At 51.5% G+C, this 23,143-nt stretch carries 36 protein-coding genes, 2 tRNA genes and 1 rRNA gene; 6 read left to right on the top strand and 33 right to left on the bottom strand.

All coding sequences use genetic code 11. From position 1 onward, the window contains the following. Positions 1–131: 131 nt before the first annotated feature. The 3 genes from HVX72_RS02175 to HVX72_RS02165 form a co-directional block, all read right to left on the bottom strand. Positions 132–207: transfer RNA gene (locus HVX72_RS02175), tRNA-Ala, on the bottom strand. Positions 208–317: 110 nt separating this feature from the next. Further along, a tRNA-Ile gene (locus tag HVX72_RS02170) sits at positions 318–394 on the bottom strand. Positions 395–463: 69 nt separating this feature from the next. Further along, positions 464–2,005: ribosomal RNA gene (locus HVX72_RS02165) — 16S ribosomal RNA — on the bottom strand. A gap of 468 nt (positions 2,006–2,473) precedes the next feature. On the opposite strand from HVX72_RS02165, the gene HVX72_RS02160 reads away from it, so the two are divergent. Beyond that, the gene (locus HVX72_RS02160) at positions 2,474–3,028 is read left to right on the top strand and encodes a gamma carbonic anhydrase family protein (RefSeq protein ID WP_060570669.1); all 555 of its coding nucleotides are present in this window, start codon (positions 2,474–2,476) and stop codon (positions 3,026–3,028) included. On the opposite strand, the gene HVX72_RS02155 is transcribed toward HVX72_RS02160, so the two are convergent. The 6 genes from HVX72_RS02155 to dprA are packed head-to-tail and all read right to left on the bottom strand — an operon-like array spanning position 3,004 to position 6,796. After that, a complete protein-coding gene (locus HVX72_RS02155) occupies positions 3,004–3,261 on the bottom strand; it encodes a DUF1488 domain-containing protein (RefSeq protein ID WP_042293067.1) in 258 nt (85 codons plus the stop codon). The genes HVX72_RS02160 and HVX72_RS02155 overlap by 25 nt on opposite strands. Beyond that, the gene (gene aroE, locus HVX72_RS02150; RefSeq protein WP_042293069.1) at positions 3,258–4,076 is read right to left on the bottom strand and encodes a shikimate dehydrogenase; all 819 of its coding nucleotides are present in this window, start codon (positions 4,074–4,076) and stop codon (positions 3,258–3,260) included. The genes HVX72_RS02155 and aroE overlap by 4 nt, the downstream gene beginning before the upstream one ends. Positions 4,077–4,080: 4 nt before the next feature. Continuing rightward, positions 4,081–4,653, bottom strand: a complete 573-nt coding sequence (tsaC, locus tag HVX72_RS02145) for an L-threonylcarbamoyladenylate synthase type 1 TsaC (protein ID WP_042293071.1) — start codon at positions 4,651–4,653, stop codon at positions 4,081–4,083. Continuing rightward, the gene (locus HVX72_RS02140) at positions 4,646–5,200 is read right to left on the bottom strand and encodes a type I DNA topoisomerase (RefSeq protein ID WP_060570672.1); all 555 of its coding nucleotides are present in this window, start codon (positions 5,198–5,200) and stop codon (positions 4,646–4,648) included. Before HVX72_RS02140 ends, tsaC begins: the two co-directional genes overlap by 8 nt. 26 nt (positions 5,201–5,226) lie before the next feature. Next, complete coding sequence (gene smg, locus HVX72_RS02135) at positions 5,227–5,700, bottom strand: DUF494 family protein Smg (protein WP_181822455.1); 474 nt, start codon at positions 5,698–5,700, stop codon at positions 5,227–5,229. Then, complete coding sequence (dprA, locus tag HVX72_RS02130; RefSeq protein WP_042293077.1) at positions 5,672–6,796, bottom strand: DNA-protecting protein DprA; 1,125 nt, start codon at positions 6,794–6,796, stop codon at positions 5,672–5,674. The genes smg and dprA overlap by 29 nt, the downstream gene beginning before the upstream one ends. 129 nt (positions 6,797–6,925) lie before the next feature. Here dprA and def point away from each other — a divergent pair, with 129 nt between their 5' ends. From def to mscL, 5 genes are all read left to right on the top strand, one after another. Further along, entirely contained in the window at positions 6,926–7,435 is a 510-nt protein-coding gene (gene def, locus HVX72_RS02125; RefSeq protein WP_181822454.1) for a peptide deformylase, read from the top strand. 14 nt (positions 7,436–7,449) lie between these two features. After that, positions 7,450–8,397, top strand: a complete 948-nt coding sequence (gene fmt / locus HVX72_RS02120) for a methionyl-tRNA formyltransferase (RefSeq protein ID WP_060570675.1) — start codon at positions 7,450–7,452, stop codon at positions 8,395–8,397. Positions 8,398–8,449: 52 nt separating this feature from the next. Then, entirely contained in the window at positions 8,450–9,739 is a 1,290-nt protein-coding gene (gene rsmB / locus HVX72_RS02115) for a 16S rRNA (cytosine(967)-C(5))-methyltransferase RsmB (protein WP_181822453.1), read from the top strand. A 21-nt stretch (positions 9,740–9,760) separates the two neighbouring features. Next, the gene (gene trkA / locus HVX72_RS02110; protein WP_042293086.1) at positions 9,761–11,137 is read left to right on the top strand and encodes a Trk system potassium transporter TrkA; all 1,377 of its coding nucleotides are present in this window, start codon (positions 9,761–9,763) and stop codon (positions 11,135–11,137) included. Positions 11,138–11,276: 139 nt separating this feature from the next. Then, entirely contained in the window at positions 11,277–11,690 is a 414-nt protein-coding gene (gene mscL, locus HVX72_RS02105; protein WP_042293089.1) for a large-conductance mechanosensitive channel protein MscL, read from the top strand. Here mscL and arfA read toward each other — a convergent pair. The 24 genes from arfA to rpsC all read right to left on the bottom strand — a co-directional run bounded on the left by arfA (position 11,687) and on the right by rpsC (position 23,143). Continuing rightward, positions 11,687–11,905, bottom strand: a complete 219-nt coding sequence (gene arfA / locus HVX72_RS02100) for an alternative ribosome-rescue factor ArfA (RefSeq protein WP_042293091.1) — start codon at positions 11,903–11,905, stop codon at positions 11,687–11,689. The genes mscL and arfA overlap by 4 nt on opposite strands. A gap of 56 nt (positions 11,906–11,961) precedes the next feature. Next, complete coding sequence (zntR, locus tag HVX72_RS02095; RefSeq protein ID WP_042293092.1) at positions 11,962–12,387, bottom strand: Zn(2+)-responsive transcriptional regulator; 426 nt, start codon at positions 12,385–12,387, stop codon at positions 11,962–11,964. A gap of 10 nt (positions 12,388–12,397) precedes the next feature. After that, positions 12,398–12,766 (bottom strand): DUF1992 domain-containing protein, encoded by a 369-nt coding sequence (locus tag HVX72_RS02090; protein ID WP_042293094.1) that lies wholly within the window; start codon positions 12,764–12,766, stop codon positions 12,398–12,400. A gap of 108 nt (positions 12,767–12,874) precedes the next feature. Further along, complete coding sequence (gene rplQ, locus HVX72_RS02085) at positions 12,875–13,261, bottom strand: 50S ribosomal protein L17 (protein ID WP_001216372.1); 387 nt, start codon at positions 13,259–13,261, stop codon at positions 12,875–12,877. Positions 13,262–13,301: 40 nt separating this feature from the next. Beyond that, a complete protein-coding gene (gene rpoA / locus HVX72_RS02080; RefSeq protein ID WP_001162094.1) occupies positions 13,302–14,291 on the bottom strand; it encodes a DNA-directed RNA polymerase subunit alpha in 990 nt (329 codons plus the stop codon). Positions 14,292–14,316: 25 nt separating this feature from the next. Beyond that, entirely contained in the window at positions 14,317–14,937 is a 621-nt protein-coding gene (gene rpsD, locus HVX72_RS02075) for a 30S ribosomal protein S4 (protein ID WP_012908432.1), read from the bottom strand. Between the two features lie 33 nt (positions 14,938–14,970). After that, positions 14,971–15,360 carry a 30S ribosomal protein S11 gene (gene rpsK, locus HVX72_RS02070; protein ID WP_001029684.1) on the bottom strand — a complete coding sequence of 130 codons (390 nt, stop codon included), beginning with the start codon at positions 15,358–15,360 and terminating at the stop codon, positions 14,971–14,973. Between the two features lie 16 nt (positions 15,361–15,376). Next, positions 15,377–15,733: a 30S ribosomal protein S13 gene (gene rpsM / locus HVX72_RS02065; RefSeq protein WP_012908431.1), complete on the bottom strand. Its 357-nt coding sequence runs from the start codon at positions 15,731–15,733 to the stop codon at positions 15,377–15,379. Positions 15,734–15,879: 146 nt separating this feature from the next. Beyond that, positions 15,880–15,996: a 50S ribosomal protein L36 gene (gene rpmJ / locus HVX72_RS02060; protein ID WP_000868187.1), complete on the bottom strand. Its 117-nt coding sequence runs from the start codon at positions 15,994–15,996 to the stop codon at positions 15,880–15,882. 31 nt (positions 15,997–16,027) lie between these two features. Then, positions 16,028–17,359 (bottom strand): preprotein translocase subunit SecY, encoded by a 1,332-nt coding sequence (gene secY / locus HVX72_RS02055; protein ID WP_001118864.1) that lies wholly within the window; start codon positions 17,357–17,359, stop codon positions 16,028–16,030. Between the two features lie 7 nt (positions 17,360–17,366). Next, the gene (gene rplO, locus HVX72_RS02050; protein ID WP_012908430.1) at positions 17,367–17,801 is read right to left on the bottom strand and encodes a 50S ribosomal protein L15; all 435 of its coding nucleotides are present in this window, start codon (positions 17,799–17,801) and stop codon (positions 17,367–17,369) included. A gap of 3 nt (positions 17,802–17,804) precedes the next feature. After that, entirely contained in the window at positions 17,805–17,984 is a 180-nt protein-coding gene (rpmD, locus tag HVX72_RS02045) for a 50S ribosomal protein L30 (RefSeq protein WP_001140434.1), read from the bottom strand. A 3-nt stretch (positions 17,985–17,987) separates the two neighbouring features. Then, positions 17,988–18,491, bottom strand: coding sequence for a 30S ribosomal protein S5 (rpsE, locus tag HVX72_RS02040; protein WP_000940121.1), 504 nt, complete (start codon positions 18,489–18,491; stop codon positions 17,988–17,990). Positions 18,492–18,505: 14 nt separating this feature from the next. Further along, positions 18,506–18,859, bottom strand: coding sequence for a 50S ribosomal protein L18 (gene rplR, locus HVX72_RS02035; RefSeq protein WP_000358960.1), 354 nt, complete (start codon positions 18,857–18,859; stop codon positions 18,506–18,508). 9 nt (positions 18,860–18,868) lie between these two features. Further along, the gene (rplF, locus tag HVX72_RS02030) at positions 18,869–19,402 is read right to left on the bottom strand and encodes a 50S ribosomal protein L6 (RefSeq protein ID WP_012135817.1); all 534 of its coding nucleotides are present in this window, start codon (positions 19,400–19,402) and stop codon (positions 18,869–18,871) included. Positions 19,403–19,414: 12 nt separating this feature from the next. Continuing rightward, positions 19,415–19,807, bottom strand: coding sequence for a 30S ribosomal protein S8 (gene rpsH / locus HVX72_RS02025; protein ID WP_000062611.1), 393 nt, complete (start codon positions 19,805–19,807; stop codon positions 19,415–19,417). A gap of 33 nt (positions 19,808–19,840) precedes the next feature. Further along, the gene (gene rpsN, locus HVX72_RS02020) at positions 19,841–20,146 is read right to left on the bottom strand and encodes a 30S ribosomal protein S14 (protein ID WP_012135425.1); all 306 of its coding nucleotides are present in this window, start codon (positions 20,144–20,146) and stop codon (positions 19,841–19,843) included. A gap of 14 nt (positions 20,147–20,160) precedes the next feature. Further along, complete coding sequence (rplE, locus tag HVX72_RS02015) at positions 20,161–20,700, bottom strand: 50S ribosomal protein L5 (protein ID WP_001096202.1); 540 nt, start codon at positions 20,698–20,700, stop codon at positions 20,161–20,163. Positions 20,701–20,714: 14 nt separating this feature from the next. Continuing rightward, positions 20,715–21,029, bottom strand: coding sequence for a 50S ribosomal protein L24 (rplX, locus tag HVX72_RS02010; protein WP_000729185.1), 315 nt, complete (start codon positions 21,027–21,029; stop codon positions 20,715–20,717). Positions 21,030–21,039: 10 nt separating this feature from the next. After that, complete coding sequence (gene rplN / locus HVX72_RS02005) at positions 21,040–21,411, bottom strand: 50S ribosomal protein L14 (protein ID WP_002919748.1); 372 nt, start codon at positions 21,409–21,411, stop codon at positions 21,040–21,042. Positions 21,412–21,573: 162 nt separating this feature from the next. Further along, a complete protein-coding gene (rpsQ, locus tag HVX72_RS02000; protein WP_002438707.1) occupies positions 21,574–21,828 on the bottom strand; it encodes a 30S ribosomal protein S17 in 255 nt (84 codons plus the stop codon). Next, positions 21,828–22,019, bottom strand: a complete 192-nt coding sequence (rpmC, locus tag HVX72_RS01995) for a 50S ribosomal protein L29 (RefSeq protein ID WP_000644742.1) — start codon at positions 22,017–22,019, stop codon at positions 21,828–21,830. The genes rpsQ and rpmC overlap by 1 nt, the downstream gene beginning before the upstream one ends. Continuing rightward, entirely contained in the window at positions 22,019–22,429 is a 411-nt protein-coding gene (gene rplP / locus HVX72_RS01990) for a 50S ribosomal protein L16 (protein ID WP_000941208.1), read from the bottom strand. Before rplP ends, rpmC begins: the two co-directional genes overlap by 1 nt. A 12-nt stretch (positions 22,430–22,441) precedes the next feature. Beyond that, entirely contained in the window at positions 22,442–23,143 is a 702-nt protein-coding gene (rpsC, locus tag HVX72_RS01985) for a 30S ribosomal protein S3 (RefSeq protein WP_000529945.1), read from the bottom strand.

Below are 23,143 nucleotides of genomic sequence, written 5' to 3'. Positions count from 1 at the left end.
GAGACTCACGAACAACTTTCGTTGTTCTGTGTTTCAATTTTCAGCTTGATCCAGATTTTTAAAGAGCAAAACTTCGCAGTGAACCCTTTCAGGTACACTCTGAAGTTTTCTTACGTAAACGTTCTACAGAATGGTGGAGCTATGCGGGATCGAACCGCAGACCTCCTGCGTGCAAAGCAGGCGCTCTCCCAGCTGAGCTATAGCCCCATCGTGTAGTCAGAACCTCTTTACCGATAATTCGTTTCCGGGCGCGGCGTGGTGAAGCGAAGCATACATCAGTATGCGAGCTTTGCCACAACAAAGCACGGGAGCGAATTTGGTAGGCCTGAGTGGACTTGAACCACCGACCTCACCCTTATCAGGGGTGCGCTCTAACCACCTGAGCTACAAGCCTGTAGAGGTTTTACTGCTCGTTTTTCATCAGACAATCTGTGTGGACACTACAAAGGCAGGTTCTTTAAGGTAAGGAGGTGATCCAACCGCAGGTTCCCCTACGGTTACCTTGTTACGACTTCACCCCAGTCATGAATCACAAAGTGGTAAGCGCCCTCCCGAAGGTTAAGCTACCTACTTCTTTTGCAACCCACTCCCATGGTGTGACGGGCGGTGTGTACAAGGCCCGGGAACGTATTCACCGTGGCATTCTGATCCACGATTACTAGCGATTCCGACTTCATGGAGTCGAGTTGCAGACTCCAATCCGGACTACGACATACTTTATGAGGTCCGCTTGCTCTCGCGAGGTCGCTTCTCTTTGTATATGCCATTGTAGCACGTGTGTAGCCCTGGTCGTAAGGGCCATGATGACTTGACGTCATCCCCACCTTCCTCCAGTTTATCACTGGCAGTCTCCTTTGAGTTCCCGGCCGGACCGCTGGCAACAAAGGATAAGGGTTGCGCTCGTTGCGGGACTTAACCCAACATTTCACAACACGAGCTGACGACAGCCATGCAGCACCTGTCTCACGGTTCCCGAAGGCACAACCGCATCTCTGCAGTCTTCCGTGGATGTCAAGACCAGGTAAGGTTCTTCGCGTTGCATCGAATTAAACCACATGCTCCACCGCTTGTGCGGGCCCCCGTCAATTCATTTGAGTTTTAACCTTGCGGCCGTACTCCCCAGGCGGTCTACTTAACGCGTTAGCTCCGGAAGCCACGCCTCAAGGGCACAGCCTCCAAGTAGACATCGTTTACGGCGTGGACTACCAGGGTATCTAATCCTGTTTGCTCCCCACGCTTTCGCACCTGAGCGTCAGTCTTCGTCCAGGGGGCCGCCTTCGCCACCGGTATTCCTCCAGATCTCTACGCATTTCACCGCTACACCTGGAATTCTACCCCCCTCTACGAGACTCAAGCCTGCCAGTTTCGAATGCAGTTCCCAGGTTGAGCCCGGGGATTTCACATCCGACTTGACAGACCGCCTGCGTGCGCTTTACGCCCAGTAATTCCGATTAACGCTTGCACCCTCCGTATTACCGCGGCTGCTGGCACGGAGTTAGCCGGTGCTTCTTCTGCGGGTAACGTCAATGACTGCGGTTATTAACCACAATCCCTTCCTCCCCGCTGAAAGTACTTTACAACCCGAAGGCCTTCTTCATACACGCGGCATGGCTGCATCAGGCTTGCGCCCATTGTGCAATATTCCCCACTGCTGCCTCCCGTAGGAGTCTGGACCGTGTCTCAGTTCCAGTGTGGCTGGTCATCCTCTCAGACCAGCTAGGGATCGTCGCCTTGGTGAGCCGTTACCTCACCAACAAGCTAATCCCATCTGGGCACATCCGGTGGCAAGAGGCCCGAAGGTCCCCCTCTTTGGTCTTGCGACGTTATGCGGTATTAGCTACCGTTTCCAGTAGTTATCCCCCTCCACCGGGCAGTTTCCCAGACATTACTCACCCGTCCGCCACTCGTCAGCGAAGCAGCAAGCTGCTTCCTGTTACCGTTCGACTTGCATGTGTTAGGCCTGCCGCCAGCGTTCAATCTGAGCCATGATCAAACTCTTCAATTTAAGTTTGATGCTCGTGAATTAAACTTCGTAATGAATTACGTGTTCACTCAGAGACTTGGTATTCATTTTTCGTCTTTCGACGTTAAGAATCCATGTCACTTTGAGTGCCCACACAGATTGTCTGATAAATTGTTAAAGAGCAGTTGCGACGCGCTTCAGCGCTCTGTCGCGAGGTGGCGTATATTACGCTTTCCTCTTTCAGAGTCAACCCTGAATTTCAGGATTTTTCTCTTCATTGTGACGACCATCTTGTGAAGCGTTTCACTTTGTCGTCTCAACGGAGGCGCATTATAGGGATCCCAATTTTTTGCACAAGCCTTTTTTCGATCTTTTTTTCCATTTGCTGCTTTTTCACTCCTTTCGTTTCATTCCTGCGCAATGTGACGCTTTTTTGATAGCTAAATCACTTGCACAAGGCCAGAAATGCAACCAAAGTCATCATTACTGTTCTCTTTATCTGAGGTAAACATGTCTGACGTATTACGCCCTTATAAGGATCTTTTTCCGCAGATCGGACAACGCGTGATGCTCGATCGCAGCAGCGTTATCATTGGCGATGTTCGTCTGGCAGACGATGTCGGGATCTGGCCGCTTGTCGCGATCCGTGGCGATGTAAATTACGTTGAGATTGGCGCACGCACCAATATTCAGGATGGCAGCGTCTTACACGTCACTCACAAATCGCCTTCCAACCCTGAAGGTAATCCACTGATCGTGGGCGAAGATGTCACTGTTGGACATAAAGTAATGCTCCACGGCTGCATTATTGGCAACCGCGTCCTGGTCGGAATGGGCTCGATTCTGTTAGATGGCGCGATCATTGAAGATGACGTGATGATTGGCGCCGGCAGTCTGGTGCCGCAAAACAAACGTCTGCAAAGCGGCTATCTGTATCTGGGAAGCCCGGTTAAACAGATCCGGCCTCTAACGGAAGATGAGAAAACGGCGTTGCGATATTCCGCCAACAACTACGTGAAATGGAAAGACGAGTATCTGACTCAGGACAGCCAGATCCATCCCTGATCGTCTTCCTGCTGGGACTGGATCAAGGCTTCAGCCTCTTCTTCCAGATCCCAGCGGTGCTCACAAAAGTGAGCCAGCCATTCCTCCGCCGTTTCGCCACCAAAGCGTTTCGCCAGCGATTCCCCCTTTATGGCACACATTAACTGCATGCCATTCACCAGCGCCGGGAAGCAAACAGCGCATTCATCCACACGCCATTCCTCTCTGTCAGGAAACAGAATCGCCTGGTTCATGCAGACAACTCCTGCTTGAGGCGCGCAATCACCGGTTCGATTTCGGGTAAAATACCATGCCAGAGCAAAAAGGCATGAGCAGCCTGCCCTACCAGCATTCCCAGGCCATCGGCAACGCGCTTCGCGCCATGTTGTTCACACCACAAGAGAAAAGGCGTCCGTCCCTGCTGGTAAAGCATGTCGTAACAACAGACCGAGGGATAAATCAGCGACGCAGGGATCGCCGGGATCTCACCATTGAGTCCGCTGGATGTGGCATTGATGATCACATCAAAGTGATGGTCTGCCAGTTCATCCATGCCCAGCGCCTGCACACTACCGGTATGCGCAAAGACCTTCGCCAGTTCCTGAGCCCGGGATGCCGTTCGGTTGACAATGGTCACGCCACAATCCAGAGAAAGTAACGGTAACAGAACCCCACGCGCTGCCCCGCCAGCGCCGATCAGCAAAATTCGCTGCCCCGGTTGAATAAAGGATAAACGTTCAAGATCGCTTAACAAACCGATACCGTCAGTGTTATCTCCGAGTAGACGACCATCCTCAAGTCGTTTGATCGTATTCACTGCGCCAGCCAGCGCCGCACGCTCCGTCAATTCATCCGCACGGGCAAAAGCCTCTTCTTTAAAAGGCACCGTGACGTTCGCCCCTTTGCCTCCCCCGGCAAAAAAAGCGTTTAACGTGTTAACAAAGTCATCCACGGGCGCCAGTACGCGACCATACGGGTGATCGATTTGCAACTGCTGCGCAAATTGCTGATGAATAAACGGTGACTTACTGTGTGCTATCGGATGGCCGAAAACAGCATAGGTTTCCATTCTCTTACCCCTGTCGAAACAGTTCGCCCGTTAATGCATCGCGAATTTCAGAAGGATTCAAACGACCGCCCGTTTCGCCTTCCACAATCGGGAAGTCGTCGCCGAATTGCGCCCGCACATCTTCCGTTGTGCGACACGGCGGCAGTCCGCTAAGGTTGGCGCTGGTTGATACCAGCGGTTTGCCATACGCCTTACACAGGGCGACCACCAGCGGATGATCTGTCACACGTACCGCCAGTGAATTGAAGCGACCTGTTAGCCAGCGTGGCGTGCTCTCAGGCGCAGGGAAAACAAAGGTTACCGGCCCTGGCCAACATGCAAATACAGCTTCACGCTGTGCTTCGGTGAGCATACTGTCGTCAATATATGGTCTGAGTTGTTCAAAATTTGCGGCGATCAAAATCAGCCCTTTGTCTACCGGGCGTTGTTTGAGCGCCAGCAGACGATTTACAGCCGTTTCGCTGTCGGGATCGCACCCGACACCAAATACAGCTTCCGTTGGATAGGCGATGACATTTTTATTATTAAGTTCCTCTACCGCTGCGGCGATAGAGTCTGTTGGCAGGTTATTATTCACTTTTTTGTTCCGCCGAAACCGGCTTTCCACATTGTTTACTGGCGCAGAAGTGCTTAACACCTTGCGCGGTTTTCTTTTCGATAAGGAGCGGATAGTGACACTCAGGGCACTCTCCAGCTATCGGTTTGGCGTTAATGACAAACTGGCATTCCGGATAGCGATCGCAGGAATGAAAGGTTTTGCCATAACGAGAACGCCGCTGAACCAGGTGACCAGTCAGGCATTGAGGGCAGGTTATTGCGGTTTCGTCTGGCTTATCAATCATCTCGGTATGATCACATTCCGGATAATTGCTGCAGCCGATAAACATACCAAATCGCCCCTGTCGTAGCACCAGCTCGGCGCCGCAATCGGGGCAGAATTTCCCCTCCAGAACTTTGACAATATGTCCGTCCGCCGTGGATTTCAGCGGACGAATATAGTCGCATTCCGGATAGTGAGAGCATCCGAGAAACGGACCGTGTTTCCCGGAGCGAATAACCAGTTCAGCCCCACACTGTGGGCAGGGCTCATTTTTACGCACCGCAAACAGTGCTGATTTAGCCATAACAACTCATGCTGGATTAAGATTGATTAATGCAGCATACCTTCATTCACTTCAAAGAGTAATTCTTCCATTTGCTGGTAGGCATTTTCACATCCTGGAATGTTAAACAGCACCATTAATATGACCCATTTCAGATCTTCCAGGTCGAATTCTGCGGTATCCAGCGCGAGTACGCGTTCAATCACCATTTCTCGCGTTTCGAGGTTTAGCACCTGAATCTGCTCGAGGAATAACAAAAATCCCCGGCAGTTGGCATCCAGACGATCGCACTCTTCTGGAGTATAAATACGAACAGAGAGAGGATCGGAAGCAAGCTGCATTGGCTCAGCAAGCCCTTCCTGATAGTCAGCCAGCTTTTCCAGCCACAGGAGTGCATTGTAGATGTCTTCACGATCAAAACCGGCGTCGGTAAGATCCCGTTCAAGTTTGTCCTGATCCACACGTAATTCCGCTTCGTTGTGGATATACGTTTCAAACAAATACATTAGTACGTCGAACATGGCATGCCCTCCTCAATCGGACATAGCCGCCGGGTACAGCTGCGATCCATCCTGCTAACTCCAGTTCGAGTAGCTGAGCCACTACCGCTGGCACAGGTTGGCCGGCACGTTCAGCGACGACGTCAACAGGTGTTACCTCATCTCCTACGTTAGCCAGGAGCTCGGGAAATGGCAATGCCGCAGCTTCGCGATCTGGTGAATAAAGTGAATTTTCAGGCTCATCTGGCAGCCAATGTAAGCCATACTGCAAATTTTCCACGATTTCCTCTGGCGAAGTCACAAGTGTGGCGCCCTGCTTCACGAGCCAATGCGGCCCTTCGCTTCCCGGGTTCCCTATTGGCCCCGGTAAAGCAAACACTTCCCTGCCTTGCTCTATCGCGCAGCGTGCAGTCACCAGAGATCCGCTGCGCTGCGCTGCCTCTACCACCAGCACGCCTTTGCTCAGACTGCTGATGATACGGTTTCGTCGGGGAAAATTGCGCGGGAGCGGGTGCATTGCCAGCGGAAATTCGGATACCAGCGCCCCGCCCGCGTCGAGCAATCGCTCTGCCAGATAGCCATGACTACGTGGATAGATAACCTCGAGACCGCTGCCCAACACAGCGATACTTTTACCCTGTGCCTGGATTGCCGCAGTATGCGCTATTCCATCGATGCCGCGCGCCAGTCCGCTGGTGATCGTAATTCCCCAACCTGCGAGCTTTTCGCAGAACATCCGCCCCCACCGTTCTCCGTACCAGGAAGGCGTACGACTTCCCACCACCGCCAGCTGTACGTCATGAAGACAGGCAAGGCTTCCGGAAACAAACAGGGCGCCAGGATAATCGTCAATAGCACGAAGTTGGGTTGGATAATGATCATCATCCGCCAGTAATAAATAATGATGAGGCGCCTCAAGCCAAAGCAGCGTTTTCTCCCGTTCTTCATCCGAAAGCGAGAAAAAGCGTTTAATCCAGGAGGGCGAAAACCCCGCGTTGCGAAGCACCGCGGCATCAATATGTGGCTGTGCGATAAGCCAGTGTGCGATGCGCAGCATCTCGTCGCCGCACAATTCACTCACCCGCATTAAACGTAGCCAAATCTCTGTACGGTTCATCCTTGTCCCCCTGCCACAGGCAGTCTCAGCAATCTTTGCGATTGGTCACTGATGCTGTCAATCAGAGGGGGATTTGTCTAGAATAGAGGTAATAATCTTTTCAACTCCTGAACACAACTCTGGATAACTATGGCAGTTTTGCAAGTGTTACATATTCCGGACGAGCGCCTTCGCAAAGTCGCAAAACCGGTTGAAGAAGTGAATGCAGACATTCAGCGTATCGTCGATGATATGTTCGAGACGATGTACGCAGAAGAAGGTATTGGCCTGGCAGCGACGCAGGTTGATATTCATCAGCGGATAATCGTGATTGACGTCTCTGAAAACCGCGACGAGCGCCTGGTACTCATTAACCCGGAACTGCTGGAAAAAGAAGGCGAGACCGGTATCGAAGAAGGGTGCCTGTCGATTCCGGAACAGCGCGCTTTGGTGCCACGAGCGGAAAAAGTGAAAATTCGCGCGCTCGATCGCGAGGGTAAATCATTTGAGCTGGAAGCCGACGGCCTGCTGGCTATTTGTATCCAACACGAAATGGATCATTTAGTCGGTAAATTGTTTATCGATTATTTGTCGCCGCTGAAGCAGCAACGTATTCGTCAGAAAGTTGAAAAACTCGACCGCCTGAACGCACGAGCTTAAGGACAAGAATCAACGTGTCAGACTCACTACGTATTATTTTTGCGGGTACACCTGACTTTGCAGCGCGTCATCTTGACGCGCTGTTGTCTTCTGGACACAACGTTGTCGGCGTGTTTACCCAGCCCGACCGCCCGGCAGGCCGCGGCAAGAAACTCATGCCCAGCCCGGTAAAAGTGCTGGCGGAAGAAAAAGGCATTCCCGTATTCCAACCCGCCTCATTACGCCCGCAGGAAAACCAGCACCTGGTTGCCGATCTGCACGCAGACGTTATGGTTGTCGTAGCGTATGGTCTGATTCTTCCCAAAGCGGTGCTGGATATGCCGCGGCTCGGTTGCATTAACGTCCACGGTTCCTTGCTCCCACGCTGGCGTGGCGCGGCGCCGATTCAACGTTCGCTTTGGGCTGGCGATGCCGAAACAGGCGTAACCATTATGCAGATGGACGTTGGTCTGGATACGGGCGATATGCTCTACAAGCTCGCTTGTCCGATTACTGCAGAAGATACCAGCGGTACGCTGTACGACAAGCTGGCAGAGTTGGGCCCGCAGGGTTTGATCGAAACGCTGAAACAATTAGCCGAAGGGCGGACAAAACCAGAAGCTCAAGATGATGCGCTGGTTACCCACGCTGAGAAACTCAGCAAAGAAGAAGCCCGAATTGACTGGTCGCTTTCCGCAGCGCAACTGGAACGCTGCATTCGCGCGTTCAACCCCTGGCCGATGAGCTGGCTGGAAATTGACGGTCAGCCGGTGAAAGTCTGGCAGGCGTCCGTTGTGGCTGCTGCCACCCAGGCTCAGCCCGGGACTATTCTGGACGCGACAAAACACGGCATTCAGGTTGCCACAGGCGACGGCATTTTAAATTTGCTCTCGTTGCAGCCCGCCGGAAAAAAAGCCATGAGCGCGCAGGATCTTTTAAATTCACGTCGGGAATGGTTCATTCCTGGCAACCGTCTGGCCTGACGGTCACTTCTTACTCCGCCCGGTGTCGCCGGGCATTTTTATTTTTGCGGTTATGAATAAGAAACTCAACTTACGCAGTATGGCGGCGCAAGCCATTGAACAGGTCGTCGAGCAAGGACAATCATTGAGCAATGTTCTGCCGCCGATGCAACAAAAGGTTTCCGACAAAGATAAGGCACTGCTGCAGGAGTTGTGCTTTGGGGTGCTGCGCACGCTGCCACAACTGGAGTGGCTGATCAGCAAGCTCATGTCTCGCCCAATGACGGGCAAGCAGCGTACCGTGCATTACCTGATTATGGTCGGATTCTACCAACTGCTGCATACGCGCATTCCCCCTCACGCCGCGCTGGCCGAAACGGTCGAGGGCGCAGTCGCCATCAAGCGCCCTCAACTGAAAGGCCTTATCAACGGCGTGTTACGTCAGTTCCAGCGTAAGCAGGATGAGCTGCTGGCGGAATTTTCGAACACTGAAGCGCGTTTTTTGCATCCTTCCTGGCTGCTTAAGCGCCTGCAAAAAGCCTGGCCGGAACGATGGGAAGCTCTTGTCGAGGCCAACAACCAGCGCCCACCGATGTGGTTGCGGGTAAACCGCACGCATCATTCACGAGACGCCTGGCTGGCACGACTGGAAGAAACAGGCATGACAGGCTTCACCCACCCGGCATACCCTGACGCGGTACGCCTGGAAACGCCTTCACCAGTGCATGCGCTTCCTGGCTTCGACGAAGGCTGGGTCACCGTTCAGGACGCTTCCGCTCAGGGCTGCGTCACCTTTCTTGCGCCGCAAAACGGCGAACATATATTAGATTTATGCGCGGCGCCAGGCGGTAAAACCACACACATCCTCGAAGCGGCCCCCGAAGCCGATGTTCTGGCCGTGGATGTTGATGAACAGCGGCTCTCTCGCGTTTATGACAACCTTAAACGTCTCGGGATGAAAGCGACCGTTAAGCAAGGCGACGGACGTTATCCGGCACAGTGGTGCGGCAAGCAGCAGTTTGATCGTATTTTACTGGACGCTCCCTGCTCTGCCACTGGCGTTATCCGTCGCCATCCAGACATAAAATGGCTGCGTCGGGATCGGGACATTGCCGAACTGGCGAAGTTACAGGCAGAAATACTGGATGCCATCTGGCCGCATCTGAAATCAGGCGGGACGCTGGTGTACGCAACCTGTTCAGTACTGCCGGAAGAGAACAGTCTGCAGGTTAAAGCTTTCCTGCAACGCACAGCAGACGCCATTCTCAGCGAAACCGGTACGCCTGAACAACCTGGCCGGCAAAATCTGCCTGGCGCAGAAGAAGGTGATGGCTTCTTTTACGCTAAGCTAATCAAAAAGTGATGAGATAACGGGTCACGACTGATGAAAATAATCATTCTGGGCGCAGGGCAGGTTGGCGGCACACTGGCAGAAAACCTGGTTGGCGAAAACAACGATATCACCGTGGTCGATACTAACGGTGAGCGTCTGCGAAGCTTACAGGATAAGTTCGATTTGCGCGTGGTGCAGGGCCACGGTTCACATCCTCGCGTTCTGCGTGAGGCCGGGGCTGACGATGCCGATATGCTGGTAGCTGTAACCAGTTCCGATGAAACAAACATGGTCGCCTGCCAGGTGGCCTATTCTTTATTCAACACACCGAATCGTATCGCGCGTATACGCTCTCCTGACTACGTTCGCGATGCAGACAAACTGTTTCATTCTGAGGCCGTACCTATCGATCATCTCATTGCCCCGGAGCAACTGGTTATCGATAGCATTTACCGGCTGATCGAATATCCCGGCGCACTGCAGGTGGTTAACTTTGCGGAAGGCAAGGTCAGCCTGGCTGTCGTTAAGGCTTACTACGGCGGTCCGCTGATCGGGAATGCCCTGTCAACCATGCGTGAGCACATGCCGCATATTGATACGCGAGTCGCGGCTATTTTCCGTCACGATCGTCCTATCCGCCCACAGGGATCAACCATTGTCGAAGCCGGGGATGAAGTCTTCTTCATTGCGGCTTCTCAGCATATCCGCGCGGTAATGAGCGAGTTGCAGCGGCTGGAAAAACCGTACAAACGCATCATGCTGGTTGGCGGCGGTAATATCGGCGCAGGCCTGGCACGTCGCCTGGAAAAAGATTACAGCGTGAAGCTGATCGAACGCGATCAGCAACGGGCGGCAGAGCTGGCTGAAAAACTGCAAAATACGATCGTCTTTTTTGGCGATGCGTCGGATCAGGAGTTGTTAACCGAAGAACATATTGATCAGGTCGATCTCTTTATTGCGGTGACCAACGACGATGAAGCGAATATCATGTCGGCAATGTTGGCTAAACGGATGGGCGCAAAAAAGGTGATGGTGCTAATCCAGCGCCGCGCTTATGTCGACCTCGTTCAGGGGAGCGTCATAGATATCGCCATATCACCGCAGCAGGCAACGATATCAGCGTTACTCAGCCACGTCCGTAAGGCGGATATTGTAGGCGTTTCCTCTTTACGCCGTGGCGTGGCGGAAGCCATTGAAGCTGTGGCGCACGGGGATGAGAGCACCTCCCGCGTGGTGGGCCGGGTTATTGATGAAATCAAACTGCCGCCAGGAACAATTATTGGCGCCGTGGTCCGTGGCAATGACGTCATGATTGCGAATGACAATTTGCGCATCGAGCAAGGCGATCATGTCATTATGTTTTTGACCGACAAAAAGTTTATTACCGACGTCGAACGCTTATTCCAGCCAAGCCCTTTCTTCCTGTAACTGAGAAGGGTGCATTATTAGCACCCTTTTTAATCCACTGATTTGACAAGGTTAATTCGAACATTTATCTCATGACATAAATGGAAATTGCCTTAACATTTGTTAAACTTATTATCGTCAGCTGCTTGGGAGAATAAAAATGAGCATTATTAAAGAGTTTCGCGAATTCGCGATGCGCGGGAATGTTGTCGATTTGGCAGTGGGTGTCATTATTGGTGCGGCGTTCGGTAAGATTGTTTCGTCACTGGTTGCCGATATCATCATGCCACCGCTGGGATTATTAATTGGCGGGATCGATTTCAAACAGTTTGCCTTTACGCTACGTGAGGCGCAGGGCGACATCCCGGCTGTTGTGATGCATTACGGTGTGTTTATTCAGAACATCTTTGATTTCGTGATTGTCGCGTTTGCTATCTTCATGGCGATCAAGTTGATTAACAAACTCAACCGTAAGAAAAAAGAAGAGCCGGCGGCGCCACCCGCTCCGACAAAAGAAGAAGTGCTACTCACTGAAATTCGTGACCTGCTCAAAGAACAAAATAACCGTTCTTAACTGCTCGCTAAAAGCAGAAGGCCAGTGGTAAAAAAGTGATTCACTTTCTTGCCACTGGCCTCCCAGTTCCCGCGATTGCCGTGTTTTCCTTTACGTAAATAACTGCCTTTGCCTTTCTTGTTCTTTTCCACGCGTTGCCTGAAAAGTGGGTCATGCAGTAGTGCCTCTATGGCGTTGTCTTTGATCTGCCCTTTCGTATGTTGATAACGGCTCATAATTACTCCAGTTGTAGGATTTAACGGCGCGAGTGTAATCCTGATGGTTGACTAAATCAACAGCCTGACTTTATTCCACTGGCACCTTGCTCCAGGGCCTCGAGAATCGAACAGTAAACGCTACTGTGCGCCGTACCACAACAGGCGTCATTCAGTCGTTGCAGGGAGCGCTGCATTGTTTGCAGTTCCGCTATTCTTGCTTCAACTTCTTTCAGCCTCTCCTGCACGATCCCTTTTGATTCCTGGCAGGTATGATGCTCAGGATCGATACGGATCGACAGCAGTTCGCGGATCGACTCGAGTGTAAAACCAAGCTGTCGCGCGTAGCGGATAAATTTCAGGCGTTGAAGATCGTTTTCGGTATACAAGCGGAACCCACCTTCAGTACGGACTTCATGTTCCATCATCTGCTGCTTCTCATAATAGCGGATAGTGTCCGGCGTAACCTCGGCCAGCTTTGCTAACTCTCCAATACGATACATCTCTTCTCCTTTAACGCTCACTGATTTTATGCGACAGCTTTTTGGCATATTCACCGCGAAGAAATTCCGTACTCACCCCGGCCTGTCTGAGCTTGAGCTCCAGTAATGACAAACGACGACTGACTTCCTGATACTGAGGATCATCCTGTCGAATCCCGTTTAGCAAATCCAGCAGCGCAATCGCTTCTTTACGCTGTTCCAGTTCAGGGGGAAGACAGCCTGCATTTTTCAGTAAGCGATAGCCAGCGCGTAGTTCAGCAGGAACATGCGAGTCGTCATCCAGAATGAGCGGTTCTCCGCGTCCGGGCAGATGGTCAAATTCGCCTTTACTCTGCGCTTCAAGGATATGGCGCTCCGCCCACTGGTCCAGTAACCACATACAACGCTCCAGGGGATGAACAAAAAGAATACAAATTATTGTAGATAAGTGGGGATGCTGCGGATATAAAAAAACCCGCCGGAGCGGGTTTTTTTACGTTACTACAGATTACTCTGCAGCAGCTTCTGCTTTCGACTCAGAGCGATCAACCAGCTCGATGTAAGCCATCGGCGCGTTGTCGCCTGCACGGAAGCCACACTTCAGAATGCGAGTGTAACCACCGGCGCGGCTCGCGAAACGCGGGCCCAGCTCGTTAAACAGTTTTGCCACGATCTCGTTATCACGAGTGCGGGCGAATGCCAGACGACGATTAGCTACGCTATCAGTCTTGGCAAGAGTAATCAGCGGCTCAACTACGCGGCGCAGCTCTTTCGCTTTAGGCAGGGTCGTCTTGATGATTTCATGACGAACCAGTGAACCTGCCATATTGCGGAACATAGCCTGGCGATGGCTGCTGTTGCGGTTCAGTTGACGACCACTCTTACGATGGCGCATGACCTTATCCTTCTCAGTAAAACCTTAACCTGCGATCCGGTTACTCGTCAGCGATGCTTGCCGGTGGCCAGTTTTCCAGGCGCATACCCAGAGACAGCCCACGGGAAGCCAGCACGTCTTTAATCTCAGTAAGAGATTTTTTACCAAGGTTAGGCGTCTTAAGAAGCTCAACCTCAGTACGCTGTACCAGATCACCGATATAGTGGATAGCTTCTGCTTTGAGGCAGTTAGCAGAGCGGACAGTCAATTCCAGATCGTCAACAGGGCGCAGCAGGATCGGATCGAATTCTGGTTTCTCTTCTTTCACTTCCGGCTGACGTACATCACGTAAGTCAACGAAAGCTTCCAGTTGTTCAGCCAGAATGGTCGCCGCACGACGAATCGCCTCTTCAGGATCGATTGTGCCGTTGGTTTCCATTTCGATGACCAGCTTGTCCAGGTCGGTACGCTGTTCTACACGCGCTGCTTCAACATTGTAGGCGATACGCTCTACAGGGCTATAGCATGCGTCGACCAGCAGACGGCCGATTGGGCGCTCATCTTCTTCCGAATGAATTCGGGTAGAAGCCGGCACATAACCACGACCGCGCTGAACTTTGATACGCATGCTAATAGACGCGTTCTCATCGGTCAGGTGGCAGATCACGTGCTGCGGCTTGACGATTTCGACATCACCGTCGTGGGTAATGTCGGCTGCAGTCACAGGGCCAATGCCAGATTTATTCAAGGTAAGAATAACTTCATCTTTACCCTGAACTCTCACCGCCAGCCCTTTCAGGTTGAGCAGGATTTCCAGGATGTCTTCCTGAACGCCTTCTTTGGTGCTGTACTCATGTAGTACACCATCAATCTCAACCTCGGTCACCGCGCAACCCGGCATCGATGAGAGCAGAATACGGCGCAGTGCGTTACCTAAAGTATGGCCAAAGCCACGCTCTAAAGGCTCAAGGGTCACCTTGGCGTGCGTCGAACTCACTTGCTCGATATCTACCAGGCGCGGTTTTAGAAACTCTGTCACAGAACCCTGCATTGTGTCCTCTCTTTGGTACTAAGCTTTACTTGGAGTAAAGCTCGACGATCAGGTGTTCGTTAATGTCCGCAGACAGATCAGAACGCTCAGGCTTACGCTTGTACGTACCTTCCATCTTGCCAGCATCAACTTCCAGCCAGGTTGGCTTTTCACGCTGCTCAGCCAGCTCCAGAGCGGCTTTCACGCGAGACTGCTTCTTCGCTTTCTCACGAATGCTAACAACGTCATTCGGACTAACCTGATAAGAAGCGATGTTAACAACACGACCGTTTACCATAACAGCTTTATGGCTAACCAGCTGACGTGCTTCTGCACGAGTGGCGCCGAAGCCCATACGGTATACAACGTTGTCCAGACGACCTTCCAGCAGAGCCAACAGGTTTTCACCGGTGTTGCCTTTCAGACGTGCTGCTTCTTTGTAGTAGTTACGGAACTGACGCTCCAGCACACCGTAGATACGGCGAACTTTTTGCTTTTCACGCAACTGCACACCATAGTCAGACAGACGCGGTTTACGCGCACCGTGCTGGCCAGGAGCTTGTTCAATTTTACACTTGGTATCGATCGCGCGAACGCCGGACTTAAGGAATAAGTCGGTGCCCTCACGACGGCTCAGCTTGAGCTTAGGACCCAAATATCTTGCCATTTTCTTTCTCCAACAAACCTGGAAAACGAAGCGTTATACGCGACGTTTTTTCGGCGGACGACAACCGTTATGAGGGATCGGAGTCACATCAGTAATATTAGTGATGCGGAAACCAGCGGCGTTCAGAGCACGAATAGTAGATTCGCGGCCTGGACCCGGACCTTTAACCATAACTTCCAGATTCTTGATGCCGTATTCTTTAACGGCGTCAGCGCAACGCTCTGCTGCAACCTGAGCTGCGAACGGAGTGGATTTGCGAGAACCACGGAAACCGGAACCACCGGCTGTTGCCCAACCCAGCGCGTTACCCTGACGATCGGTAATAGTCACGATGGTGTTGTTGAAAGAAGCATGGATATGAGCCACGCCGTCAGAGACTTGTTTTCTTACACGTTTACGTGCACGAATTGGTGCCTTTGCCATTATTCAATCACCCCGATTATTTCTTGATCGGTTTGCGCGGACCCTTACGGGTACGTGCGTTGGTCTTGGTACGCTGACCGCGAACCGGGAGACCACGACGATGACGCAAACCGCGATAGCAACCAAGATCCATCAGGCGCTTGATGCTCATGCTGATTTCACGGCGCAGATCACCTTCAACGACAAATTTGGCAACTTCGTCACGCAGCGTGTCGATTTGTCCTTCAGACAGCTCACTGATCTTAACATTTTCAGCGATACCCGCTGCAGCCAGGATGGCTTTAGAACGGGTCTTACCGATGCCGTAGATCGACGTTAATGCGATCACAGCATGTTTCTGATCAGGAATGTTAATGCCTGCTATACGGGCCACTATGCACTCCTACTATTTAATATGTACGCACCATGCTGAAAAGCCCGTTTTCAGGATACTCAAATGGAAACGTACAGACATACAAAAGATTGGCTGGCTAATCTAGCCAGCTCAACCCAACTTTGCAAGAAAAATATGCGAATAAATCAGCCTTGGCGCTGTTTATGCTTCGGCTCGGCACTGCAAATCACACGGATGACACCATCACGCTTAACGATTTTGCAGTTACGGCATAATTTCTTGACGGAAGCACGAACTTTCATTTTTACTCTCCGTAACTTCTCGGGCGACCAATTAACGGCCGTAGCCTTTCAGGTTCGCCTTCTTCAATGCAGACTCATACTGACTGGACATCATCAGAGTTTGCACTTGAGCCATAAAGTCCATAATCACGACAACAACGATAAGCAGTGAGGTCCCACCAAAGTAGAACGGTACTTTCATTGCATCACGCATGAACTCCGGGATCAGGCAGATAAAGGTAATATAAAGCGCACCGACCAGAGTCAGGCGGGTCATTACTTTATCGATATACTTCGCCGTTTGCTCTCCCGGACGAATTCCTGGTACAAATGCACCGGACTTCTTCAGGTTATCTGCTGTTTCACGCGGGTTGAAGACCAACGCCGTGTAGAAGAAACAGAAGAAGATGATTGCAGACGCATAGAGTAACACATAAAGCGGTTGCCCAGGCTGCAAATACAGCGAAATTGTTGTCAGCCAGTTCCAACCAGTACCGCCCCCGAACCATGACGCGATGGTTGCCGGGAACAGAATAATACTGGAAGCGAAGATAGCCGGGATAACCCCCGCCATATTCACTTTCAGCGGTAAATGTGTGCTCTGTGCAGCATAGACACGACGACCTTGCTGACGTTTCGCGTAGTTTACCACAATGCGGCGTTGACCACGCTCAACAAATACAACAAAGAACGTCACTGCAAATACTAATACTGCAACCAACAGCAACACGAGGAAGTGCAGGTCGCCTTGACGCGCTTGCTCGATAGTATGGGCGATGGCTGGCGGGAGACCCGCGACAATACCGGCGAAGATAATGATTGAGATACCGTTACCGATACCTCGTTCAGTAATCTGTTCGCCCAACCACATCAGGAACATGGTTCCCGTGACCAGACTTACAACAGCGGTGAAATAGAATGCAAAGCCCGGGTTCATCACCAGGCCTTGCATACCAGGCATATTCGGCAGACCGGTAGCAATACCGATCGACTGGAATATTGCCAGCACCAGAGTACCGTAACGGGTGTACTGGCTGATCTTACGACGACCAGACTCCCCTTCTTTCTTAATTTCCGCCAACGTTGGATGAACCACCGTCAGCAGCTGGATAATAATCGATGCCGAAATGTACGGCATAATACCCAGGGCAAAGATAGAAGCACGGCTGAGAGCACCACCAGAGAACATGTTGAACATCTCAATGATGGTGCCTCGCTGTTGCTCAAGCAGTTTGGCAAGTACAGCGGCATCAATACCAGGGATCGGAATAAAAGAGCCAATACGGAACACAATCAGCGCACCGATAACAAACAGCAGTCTGCGTTTCAGCTCGCCTAAGCCACCTTTGGCACTTTGAAAATCTAATCCCGGTTGTTTAGCCATCTGCTACTTATTCCTCGATTTTACCGCCAGCAGCTTCGATAGCAGCACGAGCGCCTTTAGTAACACGCAGGCCACGAACAGTTACCGGAGTAGTGACTTCACCAGACATGATCACTTTCGCGAACTCGATCTGGATACCGATAATGTTAGCCGCTTTCAGCGTGTTCAGGTCTACAACGCCGCCTTCTACTTTCGCCAGGTCAGACAGACGAACTTCGGCTGTAATCGCTGCTTTACGAGAAGTGAAGCCGAATTTCGGCAGACGACGGTACAGAGGCATCTGACCACCCTCGAAACCGCGACGTACGCCACCGCCAGAACGAGACTTCTGACCTTTGTGACCACGACCACCGGTTTTACCGAGGCCAGAACCGATACCACGACCCAGGCGTTTACCCGCCTTTTTGGAGCCTTCGGCCGGAGACAGAGTATTTAAACGCATCTCTTACTCCTCAACTTTAACCATGAAGGAAACCGCGTTGACCATACCACGAACGGCAGGAGTATCCTCACGTTCTACGGTGTGACCAATACGACGCAGACCCAGGCCAAGCAGCGTTGCCTTGTGTTTCGGCAGACGACCGATTGCACTGCGGGTTTGAGTAATTTTAATAGTCTTTGCCATGGTTTATTTCCCCAGAATTTCTTCAACGGATTTACCACGCTTGGCAGCGACCATTTCTGGAGAATTCATATTTTCCAGGCCATCAATAGTTGCACGAACCACGTTGATCGGGTTGGTGGAACCGTATGCTTTAGCCAGAACGTTATGAACCCCAGCAACTTCCAGAACGGCGCGCATTGCACCACCGGCGATGATACCGGTACCTTCGGAAGCTGGCTGCATGAATACACGAGAACCCGTGTGAACACCTTTAACCGGGTGTTGCAGGGTGCCGTTGTTCAGCGCGACGTTAATCATATTGCGACGGGCTTTTTCCATCGCTTTCTGGATCGCTGCTGGAACTTCACGCGCTTTACCGTAACCAAAACCAACGCGACCGTTACCATCGCCAACTACAGTCAGAGCTGTGAAGGAGAAAATACGACCACCTTTAACGGTTTTAGATACGCGGTTTACCGCGATCAGCTTTTCCTGCAGTTCGCCAGCTTGTTTTTCGATGTGAGCCATCTTACACCTCTACCTTAGAACTGAAGGCCAGCTTCACGGGCAGCATCTGCCAGTGCCTGGACACGACCATGATATTGGAACCCGGAACGGTCAAAGGACACATCTTTGATGCCTTTTTCCAGAGCGCGTTCAGCGACAGCTTTACCCACAGCTGCAGCCGCGTCTTTGTTACCGGTGTACTTCAGTTGTTCAGCGATAGCTTTTTCTACAGTAGAAGCAGCTACCAGAACTTCAGAACCGTTCGGTGCAATTACCTGTGCGTAAATGTGACGCGGGGTACGATGTACCACCAGGCGAGTTGCGCCCAGCTCCTGGAGCTTGCGGCGTGCGCGGGTCGCACGACGGATACGAGCAGATTTCTTATCCATAGTGTTACCTTACTTCTTCTTAGCCTCTTTGGTACGCACGACTTCGTCGGCGTAACGAACACCCTTGCCTTTATAAGGCTCAGGACGACGGTAGGCGCGCAGATCTGCTGCAACCTGGCCGATCACCTGCTTATCAGCGCCTTTCAGCACGATTTCAGTTTGAGTCGGGCACTCTGCAGTAATCCCAGCCGGCAGCTGATGGTCAACAGGGTGAGAGAAACCTAAGGACAGGTTTACTACATTCCCTTTAACCGCTGCACGATAACCTACACCAACCAGCTGCAGCTTCTTAGTGAAGCCTTCGGTAACACCGATAACCATTGAGTTCAGCAGGGCACGCGCGGTACCAGCCTGAGCCCAACCGTCTACGTAACCATCACGCGGACCGAAGGTCAGTGCATTATCTGCATGTTTAACTTCAACAGCATCGTTGAGAGTACGAGTCAGCTCGCCGTTTTTACCTTTGATCGTAATAACCTGACCGTTGATTTTTACATCAACGCCGGCAGGAACAACGACCGGTGCTTTAGCAACACGAGACATTTTTTCCTCCGATTAGGCTACGTAGCAGATAATTTCGCCACCAAGACCAGCCTGGCGCGCTGCACGATCAGTCATAACACCTTTAGAGGTAGAAACAACCGCGATACCCAGACCCGCCATAACTTTCGGCAGCTCATCTTTACGTTTGTAGATGCGCAGACCTGGGCGGCTGACACGCTGAATGCTTTCTACAACAGCTTTACCCTGGAAATACTTAAGAGTCAGTTCCAGTTCCGGCTTGGTGTCGCCTTCAACTTTAAAATCTTCGATAAAACCTTCTTCCTTCAGCACGTTGGCGATTGCCACTTTCAGCTTGGAGGAAGGCATGGTGACCGCAGCTTTGTTCGCGGCCTGACCGTTACGGATACGGGTCAGCATATCCGCGATCGGATCTTGCATGCTCATCTGTCTTTACTCCCGTGATTCAATTGGTGACAATTACCAGCTAGCCTTTTTCAAGCCTGGTACTTCACCGCGCATTGCGGCTTCACGTAGCTTGATACGGCTCAACCCGAACTTGCCCACATAGCCATGTGGACGACCTGTTTGACGGCAGCGGTTACGCTGACGAGACGGGCTGGAATCACGCGGCAGAGTCTGCAGCTTAAGAACAGCGTTCCAACGATCTTCGTCGGAAGCGTTCACATCAGAGATGATCGCTTTCAGTTCAGCGCGTTTCGCGAAGTATTTATCAGCTAAAGCTACGCGTTTTACTTCGCGTGCTTTCATTGATTGCTTAGCCATTCAGTAACCCTACCTTACTTGCGGAACGGGAAGTCAAAGGCAGCCAGCAGAGCACGGCCTTCTTCGTCAGATTTCGCAGTAGTGGTAATGGTAATATCCAAACCACGAACGCGGTCGACTTTATCGTAGTCGATTTCTGGGAAGATGATCTGCTCACGGACACCCATGCTGTAGTTACCACGACCATCGAAAGACTTAGCGGACAAGCCACGGAAGTCACGGATACGCGGTACAGCAATAGTGATCAGGCGCTCAAAGAACTCCCACATGCGTTCGCCACGCAGAGTTACTTTACAGCCGATCGGATAGCCCTGACGGATTTTGAAGCCTGCAACAGATTTGCGTGCTTTGGTGATCAGCGGTTTTTGACCGGAGATTGCTGTCAGGTCAGCTGCTGCGTTATCCAGCAGTTTCTTGTCAGCGATCGCTTCACCAACACCCATGTTCAGGGTGATCTTCTCGACCCGAGGGACTTGCATGACAGAATTGTAGTTAAACTCAGTCATGAGTTTTTTAACTACTTCGTCTTTGTAGTAATCATGCAGTTTCGCCATCGTACTACTCCAAATTACTTGATAGTTTCGCTATTAGACTTGAAGAAACGGACTTTTTTACCGTCTTCGAATCTAAAGCCTACACGGTCAGCCTTGCCGGTTGCCGCATTGAAGATTGCAACGTTAGAAACCTGAATAGCAGCTTCTTTTTCAACGATGCCGCCTGGTTGGTTCAGAGCCGGAACCGGCTTCTGGTGTTTCTTAACCAGGTTGATACCTTCAACAATGACCTTGCCGGAAGACAGGACATTCTTAACTTTACCGCGCTTACCTTTATCTTTACCGGTTAACACGATAACTTCGTCATCACGACGGATTTTCGCTGCCATGATTCGCTCCTTAGAGTACTTCTGGTGCCAGAGAGATAATTTTCATGAACTTCTCGGTACGAAGCTCACGAGTTACCGGCCCAAAAATACGCGTACCGATAGGCTGCTCGCTGTTATTGTTCAGAATAACGCATGCATTACCATCGAAGCGAATGACAGAACCGTCCGGGCGACGAACACCCTTCTTGGTGCGCACCACTACCGCCTTCAGCACATCACCTTTTTTGACCTTACCACGCGGAATTGCTTCTTTGATGGTGATCTTGATGATGTCGCCTACGCCTGCGTAGCGACGGTGCGAGCCACCCAGAACCTTGATACACATTACGCGACGTGCACCGGAGTTGTCGGCGACGTTCAGCATAGTCTGTTCTTGGATCATTTTAGTGCTCCGCTAATGTCAACTACTACTGAGACCCGAAATCAGGTCGTTAAAAAAGCCCCATATCGGGGGCGCGGCATTATAACACCGCTCAAACGATATGGGTAGAAAAAATAAACGGCCCATCGCTGAGCCGTTTATTCGTTGAGAATGCGTACTGTATTACAGAACCGCTTTCTCTACAACGCGAACCAGCGTCCAGGACTTAGTCTTGGACAGCGGACGGCATTCACGGATTTCAACCTTGTCGCCGATACCGCATTCGTTGTTCTCGTCATGTACGTGCAGTTTGGTCGTACGCTTGATGAATTTACCGTAGATCGGGTGTTTCACAAAACGTTCGATAGCAACAACAATGGATTTCTCCATTTTGTCGCTAACAACGCGACCTTGCAGAGTACGGATTTTATCGGTCATTACGCACCCGCCTTCTCAGTCAGTAAAGTCTTAACGCGTGCGACATCGCGACGCACTTGCTTCAACAGGTGAGACTGTTGCAGCTGGCCACTTGCAGCCTGCATACGCAGGTTGAACTGCTCACGCAGCAGGTTCAGCAGCTCGGTGTTCAGCTCTTCAACGCTCTTCTCACGCAGCTCTTTTGCTTTCATTACATCACCGTCTTAGTTACAAAGGTGGTTTTAATCGGCAGTTTCGCTGCTGCCAGCTTGAATGCTTCACGGGCCAGCTCTTCCGGTACGCCGTCCATTTCATACAGGACTTTACCCGGCTGAATCAAGGCAACCCAATACTCCACGTTACCTTTACCTTTACCCATACGCACTGCCAGCGGCTTTTCAGTGATCGGTTTGTCCGGGAATACACGGATCCAGATCTTACCTTGACGCTTAACTGCACGGGTCATAGCACGACGTGCTGCTTCGATCTGACGGGCAGTCAGACGACCACGGCCAACAGCTTTCAGACCGAAGCTGCCGAAGCTAACATCCGCGCCTGCAGCCAGACCGCGGTTACGGCCTTTGTGCATCTTACGGAATTTTGTACGCTTTGGTTGTAACATCAGCGACGCTCCTTATTTACGGCCTTTACGCTGCTGCTTTTTAGGTTGCGCAGCCGGTTTTTCCGGTTGTTCAACAGCAGCCATACCACCCAGGATCTCGCCTTTGAAGATCCATACCTTAACGCCGATTACACCGTAAGTGGTGTGCGCTTCAGAGGTGTTGTAGTCGATGTCAGCACGCAGAGTGTGCAGCGGTACGCGACCTTCACGGTACCATTCGGTACGTGCGATTTCCGCGCCGCCCAGACGGCCGCTAACTTCAACTTTGATACCTTTAGCGCCCAGACGCATTGCGTTCTGTACAGCACGCTTCATCGCACGGCGGAACATAACACGACGTTCCAGCTGAGAAGTGATGCTGTCAGCAACCAGTTTTGCGTCCAGTTCAGGTTTACGAACTTCGGCGATATTGATCTGTGCAGGAACGCCAGCGATATCCGCTACGACCTTACGCAGTTTTTCTACGTCTTCGCCTTTCTTACCGATAACGATACCCGGGCGAGCAGTGTGAATAGTCACACGGATGCTCTTAGCCGGACGCTCGATAACGATACGAGATACGGACGCTTTAGCCAGTTCCTTCGTCAGGTACTGACGTACTTTAAAATCGCTGTCCAGGTTGTCAGCGAATTCTTTGGTGTTCGCAAACCAGGTAGAGTTCCATGGTTTTACAATACCCAGGCGAATACCATTAGGATGTACTTTCTGACCCAT

The sequence above is a fragment of the Citrobacter sp. RHB21-C05 genome (genome assembly GCF_013889015.1).
GTDB classification, from domain to species: Bacteria; Pseudomonadota; Gammaproteobacteria; order Enterobacterales; family Enterobacteriaceae; genus Citrobacter_A; species Citrobacter_A sedlakii.
Note: the sequence above shows the minus strand (reverse complement) of the source record. Positions and strands in the feature narration are given on the sequence as shown.